Source organism: Acetobacter orientalis (assembly GCF_000963965.1).
GTDB classification, from domain to species: domain Bacteria; phylum Pseudomonadota; class Alphaproteobacteria; order Acetobacterales; family Acetobacteraceae; genus Acetobacter; species Acetobacter orientalis.
Genome location: NZ_BAMX01000006.1, coordinates 37,128 through 63,104 on the forward strand (window position 1 = coordinate 37,128; position 25,977 = coordinate 63,104).

Annotated in this window: 25 protein-coding genes and 3 tRNA genes; 14 read left to right on the forward strand and 14 right to left on the reverse strand. The window is 51.8% G+C overall.

Going from position 1 to position 25,977, the window contains the following annotated elements:
- Positions 1 to 121: 121 nt before the first annotated feature.
- From Abor_RS01855 to Abor_RS01870, 4 genes are all read right to left on the reverse strand, one after another.
- Positions 122 to 1,525, reverse strand: coding sequence for an O-fucosyltransferase family protein (locus Abor_RS01855; RefSeq protein WP_048840138.1), 1,404 nt, complete (start codon positions 1,523 to 1,525; stop codon positions 122 to 124).
- Between the two features lie 20 nt (positions 1,526 to 1,545).
- Positions 1,546 to 2,352, reverse strand: a complete 807-nt coding sequence (locus Abor_RS01860) for a glycosyltransferase family 2 protein (protein ID WP_084594319.1) — start codon at positions 2,350 to 2,352, stop codon at positions 1,546 to 1,548.
- Between the two features lie 120 nt (positions 2,353 to 2,472).
- Positions 2,473 to 2,820, reverse strand: a complete 348-nt coding sequence (locus Abor_RS01865) for a DUF3147 family protein (RefSeq protein WP_048840140.1) — start codon at positions 2,818 to 2,820, stop codon at positions 2,473 to 2,475.
- Positions 2,821 to 2,962: 142 nt separating this feature from the next.
- Entirely contained in the window at positions 2,963 to 3,301 is a 339-nt protein-coding gene (locus Abor_RS01870; RefSeq protein ID WP_048840141.1) for a P-II family nitrogen regulator, read from the reverse strand.
- 221 nt (positions 3,302 to 3,522) lie between these two features.
- Between Abor_RS01870 and Abor_RS01875 the strand changes: the two genes are divergently transcribed.
- Together Abor_RS01875 and cysE are read left to right on the forward strand one after the other, a co-directional pair.
- Complete coding sequence (locus Abor_RS01875) at positions 3,523 to 4,773, forward strand: UbiH/UbiF/VisC/COQ6 family ubiquinone biosynthesis hydroxylase (protein WP_048840142.1); 1,251 nt, start codon at positions 3,523 to 3,525, stop codon at positions 4,771 to 4,773.
- A 39-nt stretch (positions 4,774 to 4,812) separates the two neighbouring features.
- Positions 4,813 to 5,667, forward strand: coding sequence for a serine O-acetyltransferase (gene cysE / locus Abor_RS01880; protein WP_084594320.1), 855 nt, complete (start codon positions 4,813 to 4,815; stop codon positions 5,665 to 5,667).
- Positions 5,668 to 5,797: 130 nt separating this feature from the next.
- Here the strand turns inward: cysE and groL are convergent, their stop codons facing one another.
- On the reverse strand, positions 5,798 to 7,438 hold the full coding sequence (gene groL / locus Abor_RS01885) for a chaperonin GroEL (protein WP_048840143.1): 1,641 nt from the start codon (positions 7,436 to 7,438) through the stop codon (positions 5,798 to 5,800).
- Positions 7,439 to 7,493: 55 nt separating this feature from the next.
- Positions 7,494 to 7,787 carry a co-chaperone GroES gene (gene groES, locus Abor_RS01890; RefSeq protein WP_048840144.1) on the reverse strand — a complete coding sequence of 98 codons (294 nt, stop codon included), beginning with the start codon at positions 7,785 to 7,787 and terminating at the stop codon, positions 7,494 to 7,496.
- A gap of 210 nt (positions 7,788 to 7,997) precedes the next feature.
- Here groES and Abor_RS01895 point away from each other — a divergent pair, with 210 nt between their 5' ends.
- Positions 7,998 to 8,666: a dienelactone hydrolase family protein gene (locus Abor_RS01895; protein ID WP_048840145.1), complete on the forward strand. Its 669-nt coding sequence runs from the start codon at positions 7,998 to 8,000 to the stop codon at positions 8,664 to 8,666.
- A gap of 128 nt (positions 8,667 to 8,794) precedes the next feature.
- Entirely contained in the window at positions 8,795 to 8,998 is a 204-nt protein-coding gene (locus Abor_RS01900; protein WP_006557943.1) for a cold-shock protein, read from the forward strand.
- Between the two features lie 131 nt (positions 8,999 to 9,129).
- Here Abor_RS01900 and Abor_RS01905 read toward each other — a convergent pair whose 3' ends face one another.
- Positions 9,130 to 12,135, reverse strand: coding sequence for an ATP-dependent DNA helicase (locus Abor_RS01905; protein ID WP_048840146.1), 3,006 nt, complete (start codon positions 12,133 to 12,135; stop codon positions 9,130 to 9,132).
- Positions 12,136 to 12,361: 226 nt separating this feature from the next.
- Between Abor_RS01905 and Abor_RS01910 the strand changes: the two genes are divergently transcribed.
- The gene (locus Abor_RS01910; RefSeq protein ID WP_048840289.1) at positions 12,362 to 13,426 is read left to right on the forward strand and encodes an NAD(P)-dependent alcohol dehydrogenase; all 1,065 of its coding nucleotides are present in this window, start codon (positions 12,362 to 12,364) and stop codon (positions 13,424 to 13,426) included.
- 121 nt (positions 13,427 to 13,547) lie between these two features.
- Here the strand turns inward: Abor_RS01910 and Abor_RS01915 are convergent, their stop codons facing one another.
- The gene (locus tag Abor_RS01915; protein ID WP_181014196.1) at positions 13,548 to 14,357 is read right to left on the reverse strand and encodes an inositol monophosphatase family protein; all 810 of its coding nucleotides are present in this window, start codon (positions 14,355 to 14,357) and stop codon (positions 13,548 to 13,550) included.
- 59 nt (positions 14,358 to 14,416) lie between these two features.
- Positions 14,417 to 14,983 carry an elongation factor P gene (gene efp / locus Abor_RS01920; protein ID WP_048840148.1) on the reverse strand — a complete coding sequence of 189 codons (567 nt, stop codon included), beginning with the start codon at positions 14,981 to 14,983 and terminating at the stop codon, positions 14,417 to 14,419.
- Between the two features lie 157 nt (positions 14,984 to 15,140).
- Between efp and Abor_RS01925 the strand changes: the two genes are divergently transcribed.
- A tRNA-Ser gene (locus tag Abor_RS01925) sits at positions 15,141 to 15,230 on the forward strand.
- Between the two features lie 822 nt (positions 15,231 to 16,052).
- Here the strand turns inward: Abor_RS01925 and Abor_RS01930 are convergent.
- From Abor_RS01930 to Abor_RS01940, 3 genes are all read right to left on the reverse strand, one after another.
- Positions 16,053 to 16,793, reverse strand: coding sequence for a helix-turn-helix transcriptional regulator (locus Abor_RS01930; protein WP_048840149.1), 741 nt, complete (start codon positions 16,791 to 16,793; stop codon positions 16,053 to 16,055).
- A gap of 162 nt (positions 16,794 to 16,955) precedes the next feature.
- Positions 16,956 to 17,735, reverse strand: a complete 780-nt coding sequence (locus Abor_RS01935) for an acyl-homoserine-lactone synthase (RefSeq protein ID WP_048840150.1) — start codon at positions 17,733 to 17,735, stop codon at positions 16,956 to 16,958.
- A gap of 524 nt (positions 17,736 to 18,259) precedes the next feature.
- Positions 18,260 to 18,868, reverse strand: coding sequence for a glutathione binding-like protein (locus Abor_RS01940; protein ID WP_048840152.1), 609 nt, complete (start codon positions 18,866 to 18,868; stop codon positions 18,260 to 18,262).
- A 258-nt stretch (positions 18,869 to 19,126) separates the two neighbouring features.
- Between Abor_RS01940 and Abor_RS01945 the strand changes: the two genes are divergently transcribed.
- Complete coding sequence (locus Abor_RS01945; RefSeq protein WP_048840153.1) at positions 19,127 to 19,639, forward strand: hypothetical protein; 513 nt, start codon at positions 19,127 to 19,129, stop codon at positions 19,637 to 19,639.
- Positions 19,640 to 19,703: 64 nt separating this feature from the next.
- Here the strand turns inward: Abor_RS01945 and upp are convergent, their stop codons facing one another.
- Both upp and Abor_RS01955 read right to left on the reverse strand, forming a co-directional pair.
- The gene (upp, locus tag Abor_RS01950; protein ID WP_179193343.1) at positions 19,704 to 20,357 is read right to left on the reverse strand and encodes a uracil phosphoribosyltransferase; all 654 of its coding nucleotides are present in this window, start codon (positions 20,355 to 20,357) and stop codon (positions 19,704 to 19,706) included.
- A 135-nt stretch (positions 20,358 to 20,492) separates the two neighbouring features.
- A complete protein-coding gene (locus Abor_RS01955) occupies positions 20,493 to 20,750 on the reverse strand; it encodes a hypothetical protein (RefSeq protein ID WP_048840155.1) in 258 nt (85 codons plus the stop codon).
- Positions 20,751 to 21,093: 343 nt separating this feature from the next.
- On the opposite strand from Abor_RS01955, the gene gpt reads away from it, so the two are divergent.
- The 7 genes from gpt to Abor_RS01990 all read left to right on the forward strand — a co-directional run bounded on the left by gpt (position 21,094) and on the right by Abor_RS01990 (position 25,940).
- Positions 21,094 to 21,579 (forward strand): xanthine phosphoribosyltransferase, encoded by a 486-nt coding sequence (gene gpt / locus Abor_RS01960; protein WP_048840157.1) that lies wholly within the window; start codon positions 21,094 to 21,096, stop codon positions 21,577 to 21,579.
- Positions 21,580 to 21,636: 57 nt separating this feature from the next.
- A tRNA-Pro gene (locus Abor_RS01965) sits at positions 21,637 to 21,713 on the forward strand.
- 21 nt (positions 21,714 to 21,734) lie between these two features.
- Complete coding sequence (locus Abor_RS01970) at positions 21,735 to 22,040, forward strand: ETC complex I subunit (RefSeq protein WP_048840158.1); 306 nt, start codon at positions 21,735 to 21,737, stop codon at positions 22,038 to 22,040.
- A gap of 39 nt (positions 22,041 to 22,079) precedes the next feature.
- A tRNA-Arg gene (locus Abor_RS01975) sits at positions 22,080 to 22,156 on the forward strand.
- A 217-nt stretch (positions 22,157 to 22,373) separates the two neighbouring features.
- Positions 22,374 to 23,528 carry a 2-C-methyl-D-erythritol 2,4-cyclodiphosphate synthase gene (ispF, locus tag Abor_RS01980; RefSeq protein ID WP_048840159.1) on the forward strand — a complete coding sequence of 385 codons (1,155 nt, stop codon included), beginning with the start codon at positions 22,374 to 22,376 and terminating at the stop codon, positions 23,526 to 23,528.
- A gap of 226 nt (positions 23,529 to 23,754) precedes the next feature.
- Positions 23,755 to 24,819, forward strand: a complete 1,065-nt coding sequence (gene dusB / locus Abor_RS01985) for a tRNA dihydrouridine synthase DusB (RefSeq protein ID WP_048840160.1) — start codon at positions 23,755 to 23,757, stop codon at positions 24,817 to 24,819.
- Between the two features lie 11 nt (positions 24,820 to 24,830).
- Positions 24,831 to 25,940 (forward strand): two-component system sensor histidine kinase NtrB, encoded by a 1,110-nt coding sequence (locus tag Abor_RS01990; RefSeq protein WP_048840161.1) that lies wholly within the window; start codon positions 24,831 to 24,833, stop codon positions 25,938 to 25,940.
- The last annotated feature ends 37 nt before the right edge of the window (positions 25,941 to 25,977 follow it).

Consider the following 25,977-nt stretch of genomic DNA (forward strand, 5'->3'; position numbering starts at 1 on the left):
GCAGAAATGCCCGAATGGGGCCAACTTATCATGTTTCTTACGTGTATCGTAGCCTTTACGGAACGAATATCTTGCACGCAATAGTATAGCTGGCATGGGGTGTGCAGCGGTATGCGGGCTACTACGTAGGTTTAAACACAAGATGCAGCCCGAGCAGGTTTTGTGGCGGAGTAGTGCGGCACCATTGCCCGTTTTGGGCTGTAACAGGGGCCGGTGCGCCCATAAACCTGCCTGCATAAAGGCAGGTTGTGGTAAGTGCCGCTGGCCCTTTAAGGCGTATGGCAAAGCCTGTTAAGGGCAGGCCTTGGCCCCGGCTCCCGCAAAATGTGCCAAGGGACGCCCACTCTGTTTGGTGCCCCGTGTGGTTTTGTACGCGGTATTCTAGTTCTGGCAAAAATGTGTTGCCATCAAATTGCAGCCCTTCAAACGCACGCAGCGTGTTGGCCGATGTATCTAGGCACAAAGTGCCGTGCTGTAAGGGTACGGCTGGGTCTGGGGTTAGGGTTATGTCTCCAAGGGTTGCAACATGGGCTGTTAAGCTAAACGGCCAGCGTATGTCGTGTGGCTGTGTTGGCATAAAAGGGGTGTGGGCATTTAAGCTGTCTGTGGCCTCGTGCGGGGCCATAAGGGGGCCGGTATCTTGCCGGTGGCCTAAGCGTGGCCCGGCGAGATTATAAATAAACTGGTTTTGGGGCCGAGCACCGGTGCGGCAAAATATTTCAAAAGCCACAAAGCCGCAAAAAGTAGAGCGGCTATTTCCGGCAAAGGCGGGCATTTTAAGGGCTACCTCAAAATCCAGCATGGAAGATACGAGGTTAGAGCCAAGGGTGCTGGCTGGTAGAAAATCTGATTTCCAGAATAGGTCTATGCCAAGTTCAGCTTTGGTGTGGGCTCTAATGGTTTCTTTGCTGGTGGGTAGGCATTCTTCATCGCAGAGCACGTAAGCGGTTTTAAAGTCTGGCGCCCATGTGGCTTTGGCTTTTTGCACAATCTCCATAAACGGCAGGTTGTAGTCTTCTGTTTGAGGGGCAAAGTTTGGGAGCACTTCGGCTGAATAGCCTTGCCAGTCTTGCTCAATACGCAGTTGCAGGGCGTGGTGTACGCCGCAGGCCAGTAGTTTGGCATAGAGCCTTTCTGCTAATTCACCCACAAGCGGGGTGGGGCGCAAAAAACGTATAATCTGGGCGCATAAACCCGGCCATGCGGCTTGGCCTGCGCGCCCGGCTTCGCCCCATCTGTCTGCGCCTTCCCAAAAACATTGCCAGCCATCAACCATTTCTAGCTCTGGCGCGGCGGTGGGTGGGACATAGGGTATGCCAAAGGCATTCAAGACGGTTTCTAGTTCTGCCGTTTGGTAAATCTGGTTAAATGCGCAGGTTGTATGTTGGCCGTGGTGGGGGTGGTAGGCCATAAACTGTGGTAAAATAAGAGGCTTGTTGTCGCGCAGGGCTTTAGAAATAAGGCCAATAAGCGCAATTTTTTGGTTGCTTAAACCTGCCGCAAGAGCTGGGTAGGAAATAGCCACATAAACCTCCGGTAAGCACGTTATAAGCGTGGTAAAAACGGGGCGGGAATATGCCGTAATTTACTGTAACCGCCGTTAGCCAGCAGCTCTGTGAGTGGCAGCTGCTCTAGCCCTTCGGCTTGTTGTTCAGCAATGAGGGTGTGCACGAGTGCCAGCAGGTCTTCATCTCTGTGGCGTTGGTGCTGGCCAAAGGCCATGCCCTGTTGGCTCCATTTCATGGAGCGGGTTAGGTTTAGTCGTGCAAGGGCGTGGCGCAGGTCGCAAAATTTAAGGTGAAACAGCCATAACGCTTCATCTAAAACCGAAGGCTGGTTGCAGTCATGAAAGCCGGGGGCCCATGTTACTGGGGTGCGGGTAATGAGGGGTTTTGACTCCCACGGGGTTACAAACCCATACGGGCGTTGGGGTAAAATAGGCTGTGTAAAGTCTACAGGTGCCAGCGATAGGTCGTGCTGCACCACATCTACCCCTACAGCGCGCGCAACAGAGCTATGGGGGTGTTGCTTTAAATAGGTGCCAAGGCAGGTATAATGGTTAGGGTGGGGTATAAGAAATTCGTCACAATCTGTATAAATAACGCAGTCGAAATAAGAAAAAAGTGCTTTTTGTAGAGAGTTTATAAAAGTAACACGCTGCACATCATCAAAGTCTGTGCGTGGTATTTTAATAATATTACCCGGAATGCGGGTGGTTGAGCCATCGTCTGAGCCATGGTCTATAATATAGAGATTATTATAGCCTAGGTTTTTGCCGTAATAATCAAGCCAGAGTGGTAAAAAAACGGCCTCATTATAAACCATTGTTATGGCCGCACTCTGCACGCTCATTGTGGCTCCGTAAAACAGCAAGAGCTTTACGCTAGCGCGTGCACGTTAATTTTGTTTGAAGCGGTGTTTTCTTTATAAAAATGTTTGAAAGGAATTAAAGCTTTTACCAAACTTTACAGGTTACAGAAAAATACCCATTTGCCGCAGCAGCCATAGCATAAGCCCATAAAGTACTATGGTAACACAACATCCAGCAAGCAGGGCTGTGTAAAACGGCACACTTTGCTGCATAAGCCACGGAATAAGTAAAAACATAGGCAGTGATGGCAGTACATACCAAAACGTGGCAAACACGTGCTGCTCCATTTTGGAGGCATCGTGCGTTTCGGCCCAAAGCCAGAGCATACCTAAAATAGAAATAAGCGGCAGCGAGGCAATAAGCGCACCAAAAGCAGGTAAACGCCGCGCTAAGCTAGACGCCGCAGCAATAAGCAGCCCGGAGAGAATAACTTTGACTGCAAAAAACATAACAGCCCCCTGCGGCCTTGCCTGCGTGTTTGGTAAAGGTCGTTGTAACGTTGCACCGTTATATGGTGCCGTACTCTCTACCAAAGCCGCAGAAAAGACAAAGCAGGGCTAGGCCGTTGCAAAAGCTCTTTACAGGGAGCCCTTAAAGAGCATCATCTCCCATTTCGCGCGTACGGATACGGATAACGCGGGTGAGTTCGCTTACAAAAATTTTGCCGTCCCCAATTTTACCGGTGTGGGCGGCAGTCAGCATGGCTTCAATCACTTGGTCGGCCAAGGCATCAGAGACAGCAACTTCAACCTTAATTTTGGGCAGAAAGCTAATGCGGTACTCTGCACCACGGTAAATTTCTGTCTGCCCTTTCTGGCGTCCAAACCCTTTGACTTCAGAGACAGTCAGCCCTTGCACGCCTAATGGGGCCAAGGCTTCGCGCACATCGTCAAGCTTGAAGGGTTTTATAATTGCGGTCACCAGCTTCATCTGGGCTGTGTTCCTTCTAACTTGCTTCATGCCAGCACTGCCACAGAGCGGCTTACTGCATGCTATGTCATTCGTTTCGATATCAATATGCCAGATTTTTCAGGCGTTGACGAGCCTCCTTCTTTGGCCTTTCTGATGATGTGAGATAAAAGGATACCTCTTTAAGGCCCTGTGCAGCCAATTAGGCCTGCCCGGACCATGTGTTTAAAGGATTGAAAATCATGGTTGCTGCCACTACCCCCGGTGTTACAAACGCCCGTACAGCCCTGCCGCCTGTGGCAGATGTTGATGTGTGCATTGTGGGGGCGGGGCCTGTTGGGGCAACGCTTGCGTGCCGTTTGGCCAAAGAAGGCATTAAGGTTGCCATTATAGACCGCGCCGACCTGCAACCCATGGAACACCCAGATTTTGATGGCCGTGCCTATGCTATTGCCGCTGGCCCCAAAAAATTGCTTGAAGAGGCAGACGTGTGGGACTTGCTGCCGCTGGAGTCCTGCCCGATTGAAGAAATTTTGGTAACCGATGGCCGCCCCGGTGAGCCTGCATCGTCTTTATTTTTGGAATTTACGCGTGAAGACTCAACCCAGCCTTTTGGCTGGATGGCTGAAGCCCGCGCACTCCGTGTGGCCTTAAATGAAGCTTTGCACGCTAACCCAAACCTAACTGTGCTGGCCCCAGCAGAAGCCACGGTAGAGCGTAAGCCTGAAGGCGCAACCATTCGGTTGCATGATGGGCGCGTTTTTCAGGCAGCTTTGGTCGTTGCAGCCGATGGGCGTAAAAGCCGCCTGCGGTCTCAGGCGGGTATTCCGCTTACCAAGCTGTCTTATGGTCAAACTGCCATTGTGTGTGCCATCGCGCATGAGTTCCCGCATAACAACAGTGCGCTTGAGCATTTTCTGCCCGCTGGGCCTTTTGCTCAACTGCCCATGGCTGGCACAGAAAGCCACCCTTATCTCTCTGCTATTGTCTGGAGCGATAAAGACGGTGTGGCAGAGCGTTTTGCCGCCCTGCCAGATGATGTGTTTGCCCGTGAAATTGAGCGCCGTATGGGCAATACCCGCTTGGGTAAAGTAACCCCAGTGGGCCGCCGCTGGACATACCCGCTCTCTGCCCAATATGCACAGCGCTACACAGACACCCGGCTGCTGTTAGTGGGTGATGCTGCCCATGGTATTCACCCCATTGCAGGGCAGGGGCTCAATTTGGGCTTTAGAGATATTATTGCCTTGAGCGATATTTTGATAACAGCCCACCAAAACGGCGAAGATTTTGGTGCGCCAGCACTTTTGGCCCGCTATCAGGCACGGTGCCGCCCGGCTAATATGTTGATGCTTGCAGCAACAGACACACTTGATAGACTGTTTAGCAACAACAACCCGGTTATTCGTCTAGCCCGAGATTTGGGTATTGCCGGGGTGCACCGGCTGCCGGGGTTACGCAAAGCATTTGTGCGCCATGCCATGGGGCTGTAACGCCCCTATTTCTTACATTTCTGCTAAAGAGTGCAGCTTATGAACACAGCGCAGACCCTGCCCGTGCAGTCTAGCCATTTTGATGTTGAAAGCACTGTTTGTGGCTCCCAACTGACCGTTTTATGGCAACACATGGTGCAACAGGCCTGCGTCTGCCACGACCCATTGGTAAAAGGGCTACTGGCCACAGGCATACGCAGCCACTCAGATTTTGCATCGGCGCTCGCGGCACTTATTGGGCGTAAACTGGGTGACCGCTCCGTAGCGGCAGATGCACTGACAGAACTTGTGTCTGAAGGTTTTGAGGCAGAGCCAGAAATTGTTTGTGCTGCGGCGGCAGACATGGTGGCCATTCGCGAGCGTGACCCCGCCTGCCCAGACTACGTTACGCCTTTCTTGTTTTTTAAAGGCTTTCATGCGGTGCAGAGTTACCGTGTTGCGCATTGGCTTTGGCTGGCTGGGCGGCGGCATTTGGCGCTGCACTTGCAAAGCCGTGCCTCAGAGCTGTTTGGGGTTGATATTCACCCGGCATCTCGCTTGGGGCGGCGTATTCTGTTTGACCACGGCACAGGTATTGTTGTGGGTGAGACCTGCATTATTGAAGATGATGTGTCTATTTTGCAGGGTGTTACACTAGGTGGCACCGGCAAACATACAGGAGACCGCCACCCCAAAGTGCGCCGAGGCGTTTTAATTGGGGCTGGCGCTAAGGTACTCGGCAATTTGGAAGTAGGCGAGGGCGCCAAAATTGGCGCAGGCTCCATTGTGCTAGAAAACGTACCGCCCTTTACAACCGTGGTAGGTAACCCAGCCCGCAAAGTGGGCACACGCCACACTGGCATGCCCGCCCTTACCATGGACCAAATGTTACCACCGATTGATTATATTATTTAAAGCCCTACCGTAAGGCGCATTAAAAAAGGCGAGGCCCCTTTGGGTGCCTCGCCTTTTTTTGGCTTTCCTTCCCCCGGTAGGGAGGGGTGCCGGAGCAACCCTCCCGTACATTGTGGAGAGGAAAAGGACTTTAGAAGTCCATACCGCCCATGCCACCCATGTCTGGGCCGCCAGTAGGAGCAGCTTTCTTTTCTGGGCGTTCAGCAACCATAGCTTCGGTTGTGATCAGCAGACCAGCAACAGAGGCTGCGTCTTGCAGAGCTGTACGCACAACTTTTGTGGGGTCGATAATACCGGCATCAACCAGGTTTTTGTATTCACCAGCCTGCGCATCGAAACCGAATGCGTATTCTGTTGATTCCAGAACCTTGTTGGCAATAACCGCACCATCTTCACCCGCGTTGTGAGCGATCTGGCGCAGAGGAGCCTGAAGCGCTTTACGGATGATGTCTGCACCAACGCGCTGGTCGTCGTTGTGGAAGTGCAGGTGGCCCAGCGTTGCAGAAGCACGAGCAAGAGCCGTACCACCACCGGGAACAATGCCTTCTTCAACTGCAGCGCGGGTAGCGTGCAGGGCATCGTCAACGCGGTCTTTGCGTTCTTTTACTTCAATTTCCGTAGAACCACCAACGCGGATCACGGCAACACCGCCAGCCAGTTTGGCCAGACGTTCTTGCAGTTTTTCGCGGTCGTAGTCGGAAGTGGTTTCTTCGATCTGTGCACGGATCTGCTTGCAACGGCCTTTAATGTCGTCGCCTGCGCCAGCACCGTCAACAATGGTGGTGTTTTCTTTGTCGATGCGTACTTTTTTGGCAGTGCCAAGCATCGGCAGGGTAACGGTTTCAAGCTTAATGCCCAGATCTTCGCTGATAACCTGACCACCGGTCAGAATAGCGATATCTTCGAGCATGGCTTTACGACGGTCACCAAAGCCAGGAGCTTTAACAGCAGCAATTTTCAGGCCACCGCGCAGCTTGTTAACGACCAGAGTTGCCAGTGCTTCACCATCAACGTCTTCTGCAATGATCAGCAGCGGACGGCCGGACTGAACAACAGATTCCAGCAAAGGCAGCATGGGCTGAAGAGAAGACAGCTTCTTTTCATGGATCAGGATGTAGGGGTTTTCCAGATCAGCTGTCATCTTTTCCGTGTTGGTCACGAAGTACGGAGAGATGTAGCCACGGTCAAACTGCATGCCTTCAACCACGTCCAGCTCGGTCTGGAAGTGTTTGGCTTCTTCAACAGTGATAACGCCTTCGGAGCCAACTTTCTGCATGGCTTCGGAGATCATTTCACCGATTTCAGCTTCACCGTTTGCAGAGATCGTACCAACCTGAGCTGTTTCAGCTGGGGTGGTGATCTTTTTGGTGTTCTTTTTCAGTTCTTCAACAACAGCAGCAACAGCTTTGTCGATACCGCGTTTCAGATCCATTGGGTTCATGCCAGCGGCAACAGCCTTGTGGCCTTCACGCACAATAGCCTGAGCCAGCACGGTAGCGGTTGTTGTACCGTCACCAGCAATGTCGTTGGTTTTGGATGCTACTTCGCGCAGCATCTGGGCACCCATGTTTTCGAACTTGTCAGCCAGTTCGATTTCTTTCGCAACGGATACACCGTCTTTGGTGATGCGGGGTGCACCAAAGCTCTTATCGAGCACAACGTTACGACCTTTTGGGCCGAGCGTTACTTTTACAGCGTCAGCCAGAATGTCGACACCGCGCAGCATACGCTGGCGTGCGTCACCACCAAACTTTACGTCCTTGGCAGCCATAGAATTTCTCCTGATGAAGATCGGTTAAATATGGAAAAGCAGATCAGCGCTAATTTTAGGCAGCAATAATGCCCAGAATGTCGCTTTCTTTCATGATCAGCAGGTCTTCCCCGTCGATCTTCACTTCAGTGCCAGACCATTTGCCGAACAGAATGGTGTCGCCAGCCTTGACATCAAGCGCCACGATCTGACCCTGTTCGTTGCGTGCGCCTGGGCCAACTGCAACCACTTTGCCTTCCATCGGCTTTTCTTTTGCCGTGTCAGGAATAATGATGCCGCCAACCGTCTTTTCTTCGCTTTCGAGACGGCGAACGACTACCCGGTCGTGTAAAGGACGAAACTTCGTCATTATGGATCGCTCCACATTTCATATGCTGCGGTGGCGCCCTTGTATTGGAAGCGACACCACCTGCTTTTGTCGCGCGTAATAAACGCCGCGTTGCGTTAGCACTCCCACCTCAGGAGTGCCAAGACAAGAGATAGGTTTGTCCTCCCACAGAGTCAAGAAATGTGGAAAAACTTTCTTTAAGCTGTCATTTTTCTCAAAGGAGTCGGGTTTATGGGCCAAAATATTACTCTTGTTGCACAAGACGGGCACGCGTTTGCAGCCTATGAGGCAGGGCAGCCAGAGCAGCCTTACGCGCTGGTGGTGGTGCAGGAAATTTTTGGGGTAAACGAGCATATACGCCATGTGTGCGAGGGGTTTGCCGCCAAGGGTTTTCACGTTATTGCCCCCGCCTTATTTGACCGCGCACAACCCGGTACAGAGCTGGGCTACGATAAGGCAGGCATTGAAATAGGCTTAAACCTACGTAGCCAAATACCGCTTGAAAAAACGCTGTTAGACCTACAAGCCTGTGCAGCAGCCCTAAAAAGCAAAAAAGTGGGCATTATTGGCTATTGCTGGGGTGGCACACTGGCATGGCAGGCGGCCTGTAACACAAACGCTTTTGCCGCAGCGGTTGGGTGGTATGGGGCTGGCATTGCAGCAAGCCGCAACCAGACTCCGCATTGCCCCGTTGAATTACATTTTGGCGGGCAAGATCACAGCATCTCTCACATGGACGTGACAGCTATTCGTGAGGCACAGCCAAATATTGAAATTTTTGTCTATGATGATGCAGAGCATGGTTTTGGTTGTGCTGAACGTTCTTCTTTCAATAGTGATGCTTATGAGCTTGCACAAAAGAGAAGTGTGCACTTTCTTGAGGCCCACTTACGCCGTTAATATTTTCTAAATAACGCTTTGTAATGGCATTTTGATTGACAATCATGCGCCATCGTGACCCGATAGAAACAGTCCTGTAGCCGGTCTATGGTTGTCCGGCAGGAGATTATTACGGAAGTTACCCGCCTATGCCGACCGGTACAGTCAAATGGTTTAATGCCACAAAAGGTTTTGGTTTCATTGCTCCGGATGATGGGGGCAAGGACGTTTTCGTGCACATCACCGCAGTGCAGGCTGCTGGTTTGCGTGGGTTGAACGAAAACGAGAAAATCTCTTACGAACTCGTGACAGAACGCGGTAAAGTTGCAGCAACAGAACTCAAGCCGCTCTAAGCTGCTTGGTATATGGGGTGCTGGTTTTTAGCCAGCCTGCCCTTAGTTGTCGGGAAAAAGCGCCTAGCCTCTTTATGGGGCAGGCGCTTTTTTCTGTTTTAGGCTTTGGGTGGCGTGTGGGGCTTTGTGCTTCAACCCCCATTAGGGGCCAGAAAGCTCTCAATTTGCCGGGCTGTTTCAGCTAGGCCAAGGCGTTGTACCTCTACCCCGGTCGGGAATGCTGAAAGCAGGCGGGTTGGGGTTCTGCGGTCAAGCAGCACAAATACCCCACGGTCTGACTGGCTGCGGATAAGCCGCCCAAATGCCTGCCGTAATTTTAGGCGGGCAATGCGGTCATCGTACCCGGTTGTGTCGCCACCAGAAAGGTGAATGCGCCGCTCGCGGTGCAAAATATCGGGCCGGGGCCACGGTACGCGCTCAAATACAACCAGCCGTAAGGCATTGCCCGGTACATCGACACCATCGCGCATGGCATCGGTGCCAAGAAGGCAGGCGTGTTCTTCCGTACGGAAAATATCGACCAGCGTTGTGTTGTCCATGGCATCAACATGCTGGGCGTAAAGGGGTAGGCCGCTTTCTTCTAACGCAGGGGCAATGCGGTTATGGACGCCGCGCAGCCGAGAAATGGCCGTAAACAGGCCCAAGCCCCCCCCGCCCGATGCCTGAAACAGAGTGCGGTACGCGGCGGCAAGGTCGGTTATGCTGTTATGGTCTAGGTCGTTTACAATAAAGGTGCGGGTTTGGCGGGCGTAGTCAAAAGGGCTGGTCAGGCTTGCTCTAATAGCAGGGGCCGGAAAATGACTTACGCCAGTACGGGCCTCAGCGGCTTCCCACGCGCGTTCGGCCTCTTCGGCCATTTGTTCCTGCTGCGCCGTATCTGGCGCGTGCTGGGGTATGTGTGGTGTGTCTGAGCGGTCGCGCAGTGTGGCAGAGGTTATAAGCATGCCTTGGGCTGGCATAGCCATAACGCTGGCAAACGGAATGGTGGGGTCTAACCAATGGCGGTGCAGGCCTACATCTTGCTCGCCCATGCGTTGGCGCTCGCGCCGGTCTAGGCGCAAAAAATGAATATGCGTGGGCGTGGTGTTGGGCTCTGGCGGGTGGTCTAGGGCGTCTAGCATAGCGATCCATGCGTCTAGCCGGGTAATGGCGCGGCGGCGCAGGGCACGTACCATGGCCTCAATGCGGCCACGGGTTACGCTATCGAGCGTTTCGGCTTCTTCTTGCAGGCGGGCATGTAGGCGTTCTGCCAAGGTGCGCAAAGGGTCTGCCAAGCGGCGCAGGGCACGGGCTAAAGCCTGCCCGGCCTCGGCTAGGTCTGGTAAAAGCGGGTGCAGGTCACATTCCAGCGCACCATAAACATGCTCAGCCCGGTTGCGCTCTTGGCTGCGGGCTAAAACCTGTTGGCGTAGCAGTTTTAAAAATACCTCGGTCGGGTTTTCCAACACGGGTTCTGGGGCGTTTTGCACCAGCGGAAACAGGCTTGTGTCTGTAGGGGGGGGCTCTTCTGGCGGTGGCGGGGCATCTTGTTCCGGGTTATCAGTGGCGGCAAGCCTGCCCGACCAACCGGGGGCGGGCAGGGCGCGTGCGGCCATAAGTGCTGCATCAAGCGGGCTTTCTAGTTTGGGCAGGCCCACCACAAGGTCATCTAGGCGGCGTTTAAGGCCACGTGCGCGGGAGCGGCGGCCTTCTGCCCCTAAGAGCCACCGGCGCAGTTCGGCGGCTTCAAGCCCTGAAAGCTCGGCTGAAAAAGCACCATCGGCGGCATCTGCCAAATGGTGGCCTTCGTCAAACACGTAACGCGAGGGGGTGTTGTCTTCTTCTGCGTCTTCTTGCCCGTCTTCGCTTTGTGTATTTTGGGCATAGGCCGCTTGCGCCATAACAAGGGCATGGTTGGCAATAACCAGATCAGCCTCACGCGCGCGGCGTATTGTGTGTTCAACAAAGCATTTTTGGTAATGTGCGCAGGCACCGTGAATACACTCACCGCGCCTGTCTGCCACGCCAGCTATGTTGCCTTGGCCAAACAGGTCTCCAAACCAGCCGGGCAGGTCTCCGCCGGTTAGGTCTCCATCTGCTGTGGCGCGTCCCCAGCGGGCCAGCATGGCAAGGGCAATAGTTACACCTGCGGGGCGGGAGGCCGCACTATTCACGGCCTCTTCCATATTGAGCAGGCACATATAATTTTCGCGCCCTTTGCGCAGCACAACATGCTGGCGGCGCACGGCCTCATCTGGAAAAAGGCGGTGTGTTTCCTGCTCTATCTGGCGTTGTAAGTGGCGTGTGTAGGTGCTTATCCAAACACTGCCCCCATTACGCTGTGCCCACACACTGGCGGGTGCAATATAGCCAAGGGTTTTACCCGTGCCGGTGCCGGCTTCGGCCAATACAATGGCGGGGTTGCCACGTAGGGTACGGGGTTCGAATGCTGCGGTAGAAACGCTGGCAAAGTCTGCTTGGCCAGCGCGGCTTTCTGCCCCTTCACCCAAGAGTTGGGTGAGCCGCGCGCGGGCTTCTGCCGCGGTAATGGGGTGAGAGGCCGGGGGCGGCCGGGGGGCTACATCTTCCCACTTTGGCAAAGTGCGCCAAATGCGCAGGGCATCACCCGGTTGCATGGCCTCTTCAGGCAATTGGCCGCGTGGGCCAAGTTTTGCAGGTAAAGAAAGTGTTTCGGCCACGGTGCCAGCCCATGGCCACCCTGCTTGGCCAAGGCGCACGGTTAAGGCTGCTAGAAATTCAGCGTTGGGGCCGTTTTTCTGGCGGGCAAGCTCTGCCAGCATGAGTGAGACAAGCAGGGGGAGCAGGTCTGCCTCGGCCTGCCCAATACGCTCGGGTTCTACGCCAAGGGCCAAGGCCAGCCCGCGCGGGGTAGGGGCTACGGGGGTGGCAGGGTAAACAAAGGCATAGAGTTCTAGCAGGTCTAGCCACGGGCTAGGTTGCCCCGGTGGTTGCATGCCCAGTTTACGCGCAATGCTAGGCGCATGCACAATAAGGGGGCAGGGCATGGTGTGCAGGCGCTCGCGTACCTCTTGCGCGGGTAGGGTCAGAAACTCCCCGTCTTCCGTCAGGAGAGAAAAACCACGGTGATGCGCGGTAAGGGCGGGCGCATCGTGCGCAGAGGGGAAGGAGGACTGCATGCCAGCGCCACTTTACGCAACTTGCCATGCCGGAGCCAGAGGCTTTGCGTACTCCATTTCAAGAGAAAGAGAGGTGGGCTGCATGGCTCATGCTTGCTCTTTTGCAAAAGGCATGTGGTGGGTTACAAAAAGGGCAAAGCCATGCAAGCCAGATAGCACGTTTTACCATGTTGCACGGCAGCCAGAGCAGCACGGCGTGGCTATGGCTTATATAAAGGAGAGGTTTATGTTTTCTTGCGTTGGTTATGCGGCATCAAGCGCTACAGCCCCCCTACAGCCTTTTTCTTTTGAGCGGCGAGACTGCGGCCCACATGATGTGCAAATAGACATTACACATTGTGGTGTGTGCCATTCAGACATTCATACCGTGCGCAGTGAATGGGGTGAGAGCGCCTACCCGTGCGTGCCGGGCCACGAAATTATAGGCCGGGTGGTAAAAACAGGGGCAGAGGTTTCTCGCTTTAAAACCGGAGATCTGGTGGGCGTGGGCTGCATGGTTAATTCTTGCCGCCATTGCCCATCGTGCGATGCAGGGCTGGAGCAATATTGCGATTCCTCACCCACATGGACGTATAATAGCCCCGATACGGCTTTTCCCACTGCGGGGGCGCATACATATGGCGGCTATTCAGGCAGTGTGGTGGTAGATAGCCATTTTGTGCTGAAAGTGCCCGAAAACCTAGACCCCGCAGCCGCAGCCCCTTTGCTGTGCGCTGGTATTACCACGTGGTCTCCCCTCGCGCACTGGAAGGTGGGTAAGGGCCATAAAGTGGGCGTGGTTGGCCTTGGTGGGCTTGGCCACATGGCTGTTAAATTTGCTGTTGCCCTTGGGGCAGAGGTCACGCTGTTTACGACATCACCCAGCAAAGTAGAAGACGGCAAACGGCTTGGGGCCCACCGCGTTGTTATCTCCAAAGATGCAAAAGCGATGGAAGCCGAAGCAAACCGCTTTGACTTTATTCTGGATGCGGTTTCGGCTGAACACGATATTAACGCCTACTTGGCGCTGTTGCGGCAAGATGGGCATATGGTTTTGGTTGGCCTGCCAGAAAAACCCATGTCTGTGGGCGCGTTTGCGTTGGTGGGCAAACGGCGCAGCCTTGCAGGCTCAGCCATTGGGGGTATTCAGGAAACGCAGGAAATGCTCGATTTCTGCGGTAAACATAACATTACCGCCGATATTGAGAGGATTCGTATAGACGAAGTGAACGAAGCTTATGAGCGCGTTTTGCGTTCAGACGTAAAATACCGCTTTGTTATTGATATGGCGACTTTGCCTAAAGCAGCATAAGCACAAGGCAAAAAGGTGGGGGTAAACCCTGCCTTTTGTGGCTGCATGCACAGAAAAAAGGCCGCTCCTTTTTTACAAGGGAGCGGCCTTTTAAAATAATGCAGTACCGTATAAAGAGCGCTTAGGCGTCTTTTAGGCTGTCTGCCACAACTTCTTGCAGTTTGCCGTACAGGTTGCCGTTGCCAGCAACAATCATGACATCATCTGGTATATCGTCCAGATCTTGCCCGGCAGGGTCTGTTACGCGGCCACCGGCTTCACGCACAATCAGAATACCTGCGGCGCAGTCCCAGGGTTTAATGCCAAATTCCCAGTAGCCTTCGTACCGGCCTGCGGCCACCCATGCCAAGTCGAGTGCGGCAGCGCCAAAACGGCGGATACCAGCCACGCGCGGCATAAGGTTGCCCATAACCTTAGCAAATTGCAGACGGTGAGACGCAGAAACTTTTGCAAACGGAATACCCGTTGCAAAAACAGATTCTGGCATATCACGGCGGGCAGAAACACGAATGCGGCGTTCGTTTAAAAACGCGCCTGTGCCTTTTTCTGCCCAGAACATTTCACCTGCTGCTGGGTTGTAAATAAGGCCCGCAGCCAGCTCTATGGTACCGTCTGGCAGTTTGCGCTGTAGGCCAATAGAAATGGCCCAGTGCGGTATGCCGTGCAAAAAGTTGGTTGTGCCGTCCAGCGGGTCAACAATCCAGCGCCATGTCCAGTTATCGCTCCCAGACGCGCCAGATTCTTCCATCAGAAAAGCATAGCCGGGGCGCGCGCGCTCCAGTTCTTCACGCAGGGTTTTTTCTGCGCGAAGGTCTGCCTGAGAGACAAAGTCACCTGGCCCTTTGATGCTTACCTGAAGCTGCTCGACTTCGTTAAAATCGCGCAGGAGACGCTTTGCCGCTTTCTGGGCGGCGTTTTGCATCACCATCATGACGGGGGAAAGTCGAGTGGCCACTGTGTTTTGTCCTGTCTGAAAGTGCTGGCGGGGTGTTAGTCTTTGGCGCGTTCTACGTAAGAGCCGTCTTCTGTTTTGACGACAATGCGTTCGCCCGATTCAACAAACGGGGGCACCATGGTTTTAACACCATTGGAGAGTTTGGCTGGCTTGTAGGAAGAGCTGGCGGTCTGGCCTTTTACCACCGGGTCAGCTTCTACAACTTCAAGGGTAACATGTGCGGGCAGGTCAACGCCCACGGGGTCACCTTCAACCAGATGGAGGTTGATGGTCATGTTGTCTTGCAAGAACGGTGCTTGGTCGCCCAGCAGGTCAACCGGAATGGTGCGCTGCTCAAATGTTTCTGGGTCCATCAGCACGAGCGATTCCCCATCGGCATAGGAATACAGATATTCCTTGTCTTCGGTCATCAGCCGTTCAACGCTGTCTGCTGTACGCCAGCGTTCGTTGGTCTTGTTGCCGGTTTTGAGGTCACGCATTTCAACTTGAATAAATGCGCCGCCCTTGCCGGGGGTGATGATCTGCTGTTTCAGCACCGTCCAGCGACGGCCATCATGCTCGATAACCTGCCCGGCCCGGATCAGGTTTGCCTGCTGTTTCATAACGCGTCCCTGAATGGATGGATGTTAGAGACCGGGGTTCTACAACTCCAACCCCATAAGAGCAAGCGTAACGCGGCGGAAACATGGAAAACACTTTTCTTTCATACCCCGCTAGACAGATGATAAAAGACGTGATTATAAGGCACTACCTGATGCAGGAAGGGTGGCCGAGCGGTTGAAGGCTCCAGTCTTGAAAACTGGCGTGCGGGGAACCGTACCGTGGGTTCGAATCCCACCCCTTCCGCCATCAGGTGATTTCCCCAAATAAAAACAACAACTTAAACACCATGTGTGCCAAACTCGGTTTTGCGTGTGCCATCACGCGATCTTGGTTATGGTCTCCTGAGCTAATCGTTTTTGTTCTACGGCTCGCGTGTAGCGCTCGACTTCAGCTAGAGTTTTGTGACTAGTATAAAACTCACCCGACATGATGCGATGCTGTGTTGTGGGTATAGTTGAGAGAGGCAGGGCCTTACATGCTAACCGAACCTGTAAATTCGAAAATTAGCGCCGTCTCATAAGCCGAATAAAGCATCAGATATTGGTGACTGATACCATTCGGCCTCTGGCTCTAGGCTTTGGCGTATGCAGCGCCGCTTTGGGTGATAAGGGCAGGCTTTTGAATGGTCTTGTGTGCTGGACACGGTATTTGACGTGAAATCTGCTTTGAGAAAGCCCGCACTTAGGCACAAGCAATGGTGGGTGAAGGCTGCAATACAGTAATAGGATTACAATGTGCTGGTGGGGCTTTGTTTTTCTAGTCAGAAGTCTTCTTGAGTAGCATAATCCAATATATGACTGAGATATTTATGCTTCCATATCTATGACCAGCATTGCGGTAAGCTCCCCGTTATTCTCTTAAAGTATTAATTCTGAGTCTAGAATTTCGTCTGTATTTTAAGCATTGTTTATAAAAAGAAAGGGGTTTTTGAATTTTCTAAATTCTATATAACTGGAGAATGTTTTAAAATTTGTGTTTTGTTGTGATGGAATAATGTCATATTAAATGAAGAATTAACTGGTAATGTTTTTATTTTTATTTAAATCGATATAAAATTTTCAAATAAGATTATATAAAACCTAGGCGAATAGCTGTGGCTACAGCGCCGCATGTTGTTTGGGAGAGTAGTTTGTGGCGAGCTGATGTAAGATATAAACGCACGGCTGCTTCTGAAATTTTGAGTTTTTCGGCAACTTTTTGCCCCATATACCCCTCTGCGTATAAAGCTAAGCACTGGGTTTCTCTTAGAGACAGTTTGGGTATTTCAGTAACGGTTCTTAGGCCTGCTTGTTGTGCGAACCATTCATGCAAGCAGGTTCCTACTTGAGAAAAAAGCCGAGCATACTGGCTGCGATTATCAACTAGGTTCTTACTCGGGCCAGTGATGGTTAATATTCCAAACTCCCCTCGTAAGCCTCGTAAAGGTAATATTAAGCCAGCTTCTCCAAGTTCGTATTCACGAAATGCACTCATAATGCGCTTTTCTCGTGACGTTTCGCATTTTATTTCGTTCCAACCTGTTGGTAGTGCACGGTGAAATGCAGCTTTTACGGTTGGATCATCTTTAATAAAATTATTTTTATGGTATAAATTCTGCCATTCTTCACTATATGTGGTAAATATATTAGGAATTTTTGATTCTAAAACGCTTCCTGACAGCATTGCGTATGTAATATTTTCAACATTTGTATCTTTTTTTATTTTATCAGCTGAAAGTTTTATATCTTCAATATTTTTTGAATTAACGATATCTTTGATAAAATCATCATTTATTTTTAAAGTATCAGAGGGTATTTTTTCAAAATACAAAAAAGAAACTCCGGATTGATGCGTAATGCAGGCGCAGGCGTTCCAATATTGGAATTTCGAGTATCTTATACCAAATTGTACATTGAATATATTTACTTAATTGTAATTTACTCGTTTTGAGAGGCAGAAAACCTCTTCAAAGCGAGTAAATCTATATTTTTATCAACAGGCTATCTGGTATTTATAGGCGACCTCTTGTTTCCGAGCTTCTGATATTTCAAAAGTGCCTAAAATAATAGATTTGCCTGCATGCTCAGAAATAGAAACAGGGACAGGATCCCACCCGGAACGTGTTAAAATTCTAAACATAGGCTTAAAAAATACGCCAGTTACTATATCAATGCCCGCGTCTAAGCATAAGTCGGCCAGTTTTATAAATAACTCTCCTGTATGCTCCATGCTATCTCCTTTGTTGAGGGTCGCGCAGTAGCGGGTTACTTCCCATATATTTGCCCCGTAGATGTCTGGGCAGTCTGGGAAAAATCTGTAGAAAATATTCCTAAGCATTGTGGGGCCCGTGGTGGGGAGTAGGCGGATCGAGGCAGCATGAGATCCATCTGATCGCTCTGAGATGATATAAAGAGGGTTATACAACCGGTCGTATTCGTCTTCTTCGCGGCCGTTTATAACCTCAACCTCCCAATTAAGGCGTTCATGGAAAACATGTGCTCTGGCTTTAACCATATTTTCATAACTGTTATAATTTTTCATTCTTTCTGAATAAGTAAAAACTTTTATCATTTTCATCTCGCTGGATTGTGTGAGACGAAAATCAAACATTCTCTTATTTTGGTAAATATAGTGATAATGATATATTTGTGTGACCCGTAATATATAACAATATATTTCAAATAATAATTTTAGATATATAAGAATATATTTTTGTTTTGCGGTTAATGTTTTGTTTCTATATAATATTTTTAATGTGAATATGATTTTCATATAAGCGATATGCAGTGTGGAATCTTTATTTTGTGTTCTGGTGCAATTGTCATCTAAGTATTACGGTAGAATCTGATGTGTTTAGAGCTGATTTTTGTTTGTGGATGAGCTCTCTAAAGTATCAAAAAACATCCAGTATATTAATTTTGAGGTGAGACGGTTAAAATAGATTTTTGTGATTTTGTTATTGTTCAAACTACACAATAAGACTGCCTGTGGTTGTAAAATTGTTCGTTGAAACGGATTAGTTATATCTCTGCTCTCCCCACTTTTTCTTATGAGCTTATATGGGTTGAGATATGGGAGGGCAAAAAAATTAATAAGGTCGTTAAGTGGTGCGCCCACAATATAGAGTACATTATGAAATTGATTTTTTTGATTATATTTTTATTTCGATATTCTAAAATGCTTTCGGTAACTCTCTTGGGCTGCATTTATATTTTTGCTCTTTTTGAAGGGGGATTTTTTGCAGCTTCTGTTCGGTGCGCTTTGATGAGAGCGCACCGAAATGTTGTGAGAGGGGGTTAAATTAGCCCTTCTTCCTTCAAAGCTTTTTGTGCGGCGGGGCGTGCGAGCACTGTGTCTCGTAAAGTGCTGGCTTTGGGGTAGGCTGAAATGTCTATTTTGAGCGGTGTTGTCCAGTTTAGAATAACAGCCATAAGGGCATCGGCTTGTGTAAAACCTACGGGCAACAGGTAGCCAGTTGTGCTTTTGGCCAGTATGGCTTCAACTTGTGTAAGGCGGCGTTGAATAACGCTTTGTAGGCGCTCGCGTGTTGCTTCTGGTAGGTCTGGTGCAAAGAGTGGGCCAATGGCGCCGTGTACATCTTCACAAAAGCCTAAAATTTCAAGAAGGCGGAAAAACTCAAGGCTGTTGGGTGCGGGGTGAAATGCTGTGCTGCTTGCCTGTTGGCCAATAAACGTGAGAACCGCCACATTTTGAGTGAGCACAACCCCCGGTGCAATTTCTAAAGCAGGTACGGCACCGCGTGGGTTTATGGTTGTGTAGTCTATATTAGACGTGGTTCTTTTTTCTTTCAGGTTTACTTGTTCAAGAGTGTGGGTAAGGCCTGTTTCATTGAGCATGATGTGGGCCGCCAAAGAGCAGGCCCCCGGTGAGTAATAAAGTTTCATGGTTACACCCTTCATTTTACATGGTGCGTAAGGCAGCAAAAAGCACAGGGCCTTGTGCTGTTGAGCAAGACTGGCACGGCACTGTTGTATTGAAAAGCGCTTGGGCCGTGCTGGGCACGCGGGCCTGATGACAATTTGAATTTTACCAGTATGAACCCGCCATAGCTGTGTTGCTTAGAGTGCCCTTTTGATGCGTGCAGACCTTAGGTAAGAGGCAACCCTGCCAAGGTTTACGTAAAGCAGAAGGGGTGCCGATACATGGCCGTTGTGTGGGGTGATTTTCAGGCTGTGGTGCAGCTTTCTGCTGGCTTGAACGTTGCTATTTTAAGTTTTGTCGATATTAGCTTGCCAGCCATTAAAGAGCGCAGGCGTGTGTTTGCCAAAGCCCGGCAAGAGCTAGATATACACCGCAAAAACCCCCATAAACGCACAGACCAAGAAAAGTCTGAACATGCAGAAGCTGTGGGGTTGGTAGACCGCCAGTTGTTTGATTTGTGGCGTGAGACATCAGCATTTGAAAATATTGAAGATTCGTTGATGAAATCGACCGGCGTGTTTGGTTTTTTTGGGGCTGTGTTAAGTATTGGCCTGCTTTGGTATTCTGCGCTGCATTATAACGAGCCTATTCCGGTTACCGCAGAGGTGCTGACAGTTATTTCATTTTGCTCTCTTATTGCTGCGTTTTTAATTAACTTCTTTACGGCTTCCAAGGCGTCTCAATATGCAAAGCGTTGCAACCAGTTGCGCGAGCATATGCGGGTTAAATTATAGCGTGGTTTTTGTGGCCATATTATAAAGCCGCCCCAGAGCATAATAAGGGGCGGCTTATTGTGTTTTATTTGGTGCTGAAAAGTCTGTCGCCTGCATCGCCCAAGCCGGGGCGAATATAGCCGTGCTCGTCTAATGTGGGGTCAATGGCGCAGGTAATAACTGGCACATCGGGGTGTTGTTCTTTTAGGCAAGCAATGCCCTGCGGTGTAGAAAGCAGGCACACGAATAGGAGACGTTTTGCCCCTTCTTGCTTTAAGCGGGTAAGGGCGGCTGCGGCGCTATGGCCTGTGGCCAGCATGGGGTCAACCACCACGCAGCGGCGCGAGGCAATTTGGGTGGGTAGTTTGAGGTAGTATTCAACGGCCTCAAGAGTGTTGGGGTCTCGGTACAGGCCAATATGCCCAACTGGAGCAAACGGCACCAAGTCCAGCATGCCGTCAAGCAGGCCGTTACCGGCACGCAGAATAGAAATAAAGCACACATCTGGCCCGGCAAGCTGCATGCCTGTTGTGGGTTCGAGCGGGGTGGTTATTTCAACTTTTTCTAGCGGTAGGTCGCGTGTGGCTTCGTAGCACATCAGCAAGCTGAGTTCGCGCACAAGGCGGCGGAAACCAGCTGTGGACGTTTCTGCTTTACGCAGGTGGGTGAGCTTGTGCTGAATAAGGGGGTGGTCAAGCACAATAGGAGAGGCGGCAAAAGCGGGGAGTTGTGTCATCATAGACTGCCTTTTAACGCCAGATAGGCTGTAGCGCTATGCTCCGTTTGCGGCTTGGTACGCATAAGGTAGAGTATAAGTGTTAGCCTGCCACAGTGTTGGGTACTGACCCTATGGCAGGCTTGGGTTTGCTAAGGCTTAGTAGCGGCGGCGTGGCCGCTCTGGCGTGGTGGCGGCCCCTACGGCGGCCCCTGTGCCGCCGCCAGCCAATGCGCCAATGGCAGCACCCGGCCCACCACCGGCAATGGCGCCAATGGCGGCACCGCCGCCTGCGCCAATAAGAGCGCCTGTGCCAGCGCGCGAGCCTGCGTTGTAGCGGTCTCCGCAGCCAGCAAGGGCAAGAAGCGCGGTAAAGGCAGCAGCGGTCATGGCGTTTCTTATGATGCGGTCACTCATCGAACGGTTCCTTATGGTCTGCTGTGGAGTAAGGTTAAAAACACTCTCCGTTGGGTTGGAACTGAAGCGTTACGCACTGTTAAAAGCAAAAACAGGGCAAAAGTTCGCATATATTATGAAAAATCTCTCTCTTATGTTTGTTGGATATAGAGTGCGTGCGGAGTGCGGTAAGCGGGGCTTTATTGTGTGTGGGTAGGGTGTGCGTTTGGCGCATCAAAATGTTTTTTCTTGCGAAACGGGTTTGCAGCCAGTGTGCGAGTAGTGGCAGAACGGCCCCCATGCAGGCCGGGAGAGCTGGCCTGAGAGAACGCTGTACACGACTAAATTAAGGAATAAGCGCCAGATGGCCGTAAACTACGCGACTGTCACATGGGACCAATTGCACAGAGACGCCCGCCTTTTGGCAGAATCTCTGGTGCCAAGCCTGCCCTTTAAAGGCATTGTGGCAGTAACGCGCGGCGGGTTGATACCGGCTGCAATTATTGCCCGTGAACTCAACTGCCGCCTTGTAGAAACAATCTCGGTTGTGACCTACGATGAAGAAAGCCGTGGCGAGCCACAAATTATTAAAGCACCAGAAGCCGCCGGAGATGGCGAAGGCTTTTTAGTGATTGATGATCTGGTTGATTCTGGCGTGACAGCGAAAGTGGTGCGTGAGCGCCTGCCAAAAGCCGTGTTTGCTTGCCTGTATGCCAAACCGGCCGCCAAAGCCCTAACCGACAAGTTTGTGGTCGAAGTGCCGCAGGATACCTGGATTTTGTTCCCTTGGGATACGGCTCCGTTATTCGTGCCGCCGCTGGCCAGTAAGAAAAAAGACACAAATAACTGATTTTTTACACTTTTGGGGTTGCCAGCGGAGCAAATGCCGCTTAGGTATCCCCTCATTCGGGGCGTGGCGCAGCCTGGTAGCGCGCTTGTTTTGGGTACAAGAGGCCCCCGGTTCGAGTCCGGGCGCCCCGACCATATTTATCTGGAGGCATAAGCATGCCGGCACGGATTTATAAGCAACCTAAGCCTGCTGGACAGTCTGGGTTGGCTGGCACTCAAGAGTGGGTGTTTGAATATGGGCAAAGTGCTGCCCGTACCCCAGACCCTTTAATGGGTTGGAGTGGTAGCACAGATTCAGTTTCTCAAATTCGGCTTTATTTCTCATCTTGTGAAGAGGCCGTTGCCTACGCGCAGCGCAACAAGATTGAGGCTCAGGTTGAAAAACCTGCAATGCGGCTAAAGCAGCCAAAAGTTTATGCAGAGAATTTTGCTGCAAACCGGGTGCAAAACTGGACGCATTGATTTTTTGGTTCGTGGTCTGTATCTGCCATGTACCAGCGGGCGCCCTTAGCTCAGTTGGATAGAGCAACAGCCTTCTAAGCTGTGGGTCGCTGGTTCGAATCCAGCAGGGCGCACCATTTTTTCTTAAAAAATAATGCCGGAGTTGTTTCTGGTTCTTTCCGGAAACTGGCTTGAGGTCACGCACGTAGTGTTGTGCGCCACATAATGTGCCGTCATTTTGGTACGGGTTTATTTTACAAAAAAATTGTAATGCCTGCGCTATAGGGCGTGGTACGCCAGCTATTCTGTTTTTCCGCCTTGACGGAAAGGGGCAGGGGCCGCATTGCTCCACCCATGCGAGTTGCTGCCATTCTTCTGGCTGCCGGAACGGGCAGCCGTTATGCCGCCACCAGCGGGTCTGAAACGCCGAAACAATATGTTCGGCTTGCAGGCGCGCCGGTTATCCGCCACGCTGCCCAAGCATTATTGCCCCATGTGGCGTGCTTGCAGCCTGTTGGCCACCCAGCTTCACTCACCGAGGCCCTAGAAGGCTTAGCTGTGTTGCCGCCCGTAACGGGGGGCGAAACACGGCAGGCGAGTGTGCGTGCCGGGCTTGAGGCTCTGGCTGCCTTGCCCGAGGCCGAGCGCCCAGATGTGGTGTTGGTGCATGATGGTGCCCGCCCTTACGTAACCGCTGCCGTGGTGGGGAATGTCGTTGCCGCCCTAGCAGAGCACCCCGGTGCAATTCCGGCAGTGCCGGTGGCAGATACCCTAAAGCGGGAAGACGGTGGGGTTATTGCGGGTACAGTCTCGCGTGAGCATTTGTTCCGTGCGCAAACGCCGCAGGGCTTTCGCTTTGGCTTGTTTTTAGACCTGCACCGGGCGGCTTCGACCCTAACCGCCACAGATGATGCCAAACTGCTGGAAGATGCAGGCTTTAGCGTGGCTCTGGTGCAGGGCGATGAAGATAATATCAAGCTGACTTATGAGGATGATCTGGTGCGTCTGGAACGACTGATTGGCCCGACCATGCTGCCACGTGTTGGCCTTGGGTACGATGTGCATGCTTTTGAAGAAGGCCGCCCCCTTATTTTGTGTGGCATTACCGTGCCGCACACTAAAGGCCTAGCCGGCCATTCAGACGCCGATGTGGGCATTCATGCCTTGTGTGATGCCATTTATGGTGCGCTGGCAGAGGGCGATATTGGCCGCCATTTTCCACCGAGTGAGAATAAATGGAAAGACGCCGACAGTGCGCGGTTTTTAGTGCATGCAGGCCAGCGTATTCGCGAGCGGGGGGGAATGCTTATTAACGCAGACCTAACCCTTATTTGTGAGCGCCCTAAAATTGGCCCCCATGCTGAGGCTATGCGTAAGCGTGTGGCAGAACTGCTTGAGGTTGAGGTAGAGCGTATTTCTATTAAAGCGACAACCTCTGAGCGCCTTGGCTTTACTGGGCGTGAAGAAGGCATTGCCTGCACAGCGGCGGTTTCTGTTTTGGTGCCCTAACAGGCTTTGTGTTGCAGGGTACAGGGTGGGGTGTCTGGGCTATGGCTCAGGCACCCTTTCTTTTTGTAAATAAGAGTGGCTGCGTGTTGGTTGCTACAAAAGTTAAGAGTGGAAAAACCAGGGGAAACCTTATATTTTCTGGTTAATCGTTACGGTTATAAAAAGATTGATTTTATAGCGGGAAAAAGCTATTGCTGCCTAAATCATAGGCAATGTGGGAAAGAGTGTGCAAACCCAATCAGTATTGCAGCCGATAGACCTTGGCGGTGTTCAAATTGAAACCCCGGTTATTCTGGCCCCCATGTCTGGTGTAACAGACCTGCCGTACCGGCGTTTGGCCCGCAAATTGGGTGCCGGGCTCGTTGTGTCTGAAATGATTGCCTCGTGGGCTATGGTGCGTGAAAACGACAACACGTTGCGTATGGCAGAAGTAGCCGATGCTGGTGGCCCCAACGCGGTGCAACTTGCCGGGTGCGACCCAGAGGCCATGGCAGAAGCTGCGCGTATTTCTGTTGGCCGTGGTGCAGACCTTATTGATATTAATTTTGGCTGCCCGGTAAAAAAAGTGGCCGTAGGCCAAATGGCAGGCTCTGCTTTGATGCGTGATGAGGTGGCTGCCGCCCGCCTGCTCAACGCAACCGTTAAAGCTGTTAATGTGCCCGTAACGCTTAAAATGCGTATGGGGTGGGACCACCAGCACCTTAATGCGCCAGCCTTGGCCCGTATTGCCCAAGAAGCTGGAATACGCATGATTACAGTGCACGGCCGTACCCGCCAGCAGTTTTATAACGGCACGGCAGACTGGGCTTTTGTGCGGAATGTTAAAGACGCCGTAAGCCTGCCTGTTATTGTCAATGGTGATATTCTAACCGTTGACGATGCCCGTACTGCCTTGGCCCAGTCTGGGGCCGATGGCGTTATGATAGGGCGCGGCTGCTATGGCCGCCCATGGTTTTTGGCCCAGGTTGCGCATGCCCTGCGTACCGGCCAAGAGGTGCCAGACCCCAGCCTGCCAGCGGAAAAAGCCATTGTGCTAGAACATTACGGCATGATGCTTGAACATTTTGGTGAAAGACCGGGCCTGCGCTTGGCGCGTAAGCATGTGTCTTGGTATTCGGCTGGGTTGCCAAGCTCGGCTGGCTTTAGAGCGGCGTTTAACCGTGTTGATAATGCGCCAGAAGCCATTGCCATGATTTCTGACTTTTACGACGAGCAAATACAGGCCGGTTCAGTGCGTGAGCCAAGAGCGTCCCGCCATGCGGAAGCGGCCGCGCAGGCCTGCGCAGCGTAACGCGGGGTGGCATGAAAGGCCGCAAACCTTCTGGCGCAGGGCGCTCAGACCCCAACCTTATTTTAGATAATTTGCCCGTGCCGGTGCTGGAAATTGATGCCAGTAACGGTATTTGCTTTGCCAATTCTGCGGCAGAGGAATTTTTTGCTACATCGCGTCACCAATTGTGCCAAAGCAATTTGGGTGACCTGGTGCCCCAAGACCACCCGCTTTTTTTGTTGGTGGAGCATGTGCGCCGCGATGGCGGTAGCGTGACAGAGCATGAACTTATTTTTAGCTCTCCTCGGTTTCATAAAGAAGGCATTACGGTGCAAGGGGCAGATATGCCCGAAACGCCAGCGGCTATAGTGCTGACGTTTCATGATTCCTCAACCGCGCGCACGCTTGATAGGCAACTGGCGTTTCGGTCTGCGGCGCGGAGTGTGTCTGGTATGGCGGCTATGCTGGCGCATGAAGTGCGCAACCCGCTTTCTGGCATAAAAGGTGCGGCGCAAATTCTTGAAAATGCGGTTGCTGAGCAAGATAAAGAACTGGCAAGCTTAATCTGTGCTGAGGTTGACCGCATAGATGCCCTTGTTGAGCGCATGGGTATGTTTGGTGAAGCACCAACAGATTTTCGTTCAGTTAATATTCACCGTGTGTTGGAGCACGTAAAACTGCTGGCCGGGCAGGGTTTCGCGTCTGATATCCGTATTATTGAGCGCTATGACCCCTCTTTGCCGCCTGTGTGGGGCAATAGAGACCAACTGGTGCAAGTGCTCCTTAATTTGGTGAAAAACGCTGCCGAAGCCATACGCGAGACCGATAAACCGGGCGAGATAACTCTAAGCACAAGTTATAAGCCGGGCATTAGGCTTGCCCTGCCCGGTACATCGCAATGGCGACACCTACCTTTGGTTGTAACGGTGCGCGACACCGGGCCGGGTATTTCAGACACTATTCGCCCGCATTTGTTTGAGCCATTTCTGAGCACCAAAATGAGCGGAAGTGGCCTAGGGCTAGCCCTAGTTGGCAAAATTATGGACGACCACGGCGGCGTAATAGAAGTGGACAGCAGGCCAGGTCGTACGGAAATAAGCCTTTATCTGCCTATTGTCTCAGAGCCGCTTGACCCCGCTTGATAGACTGCATTGCCTTTGTTTTTGACCCGTTGCCGCG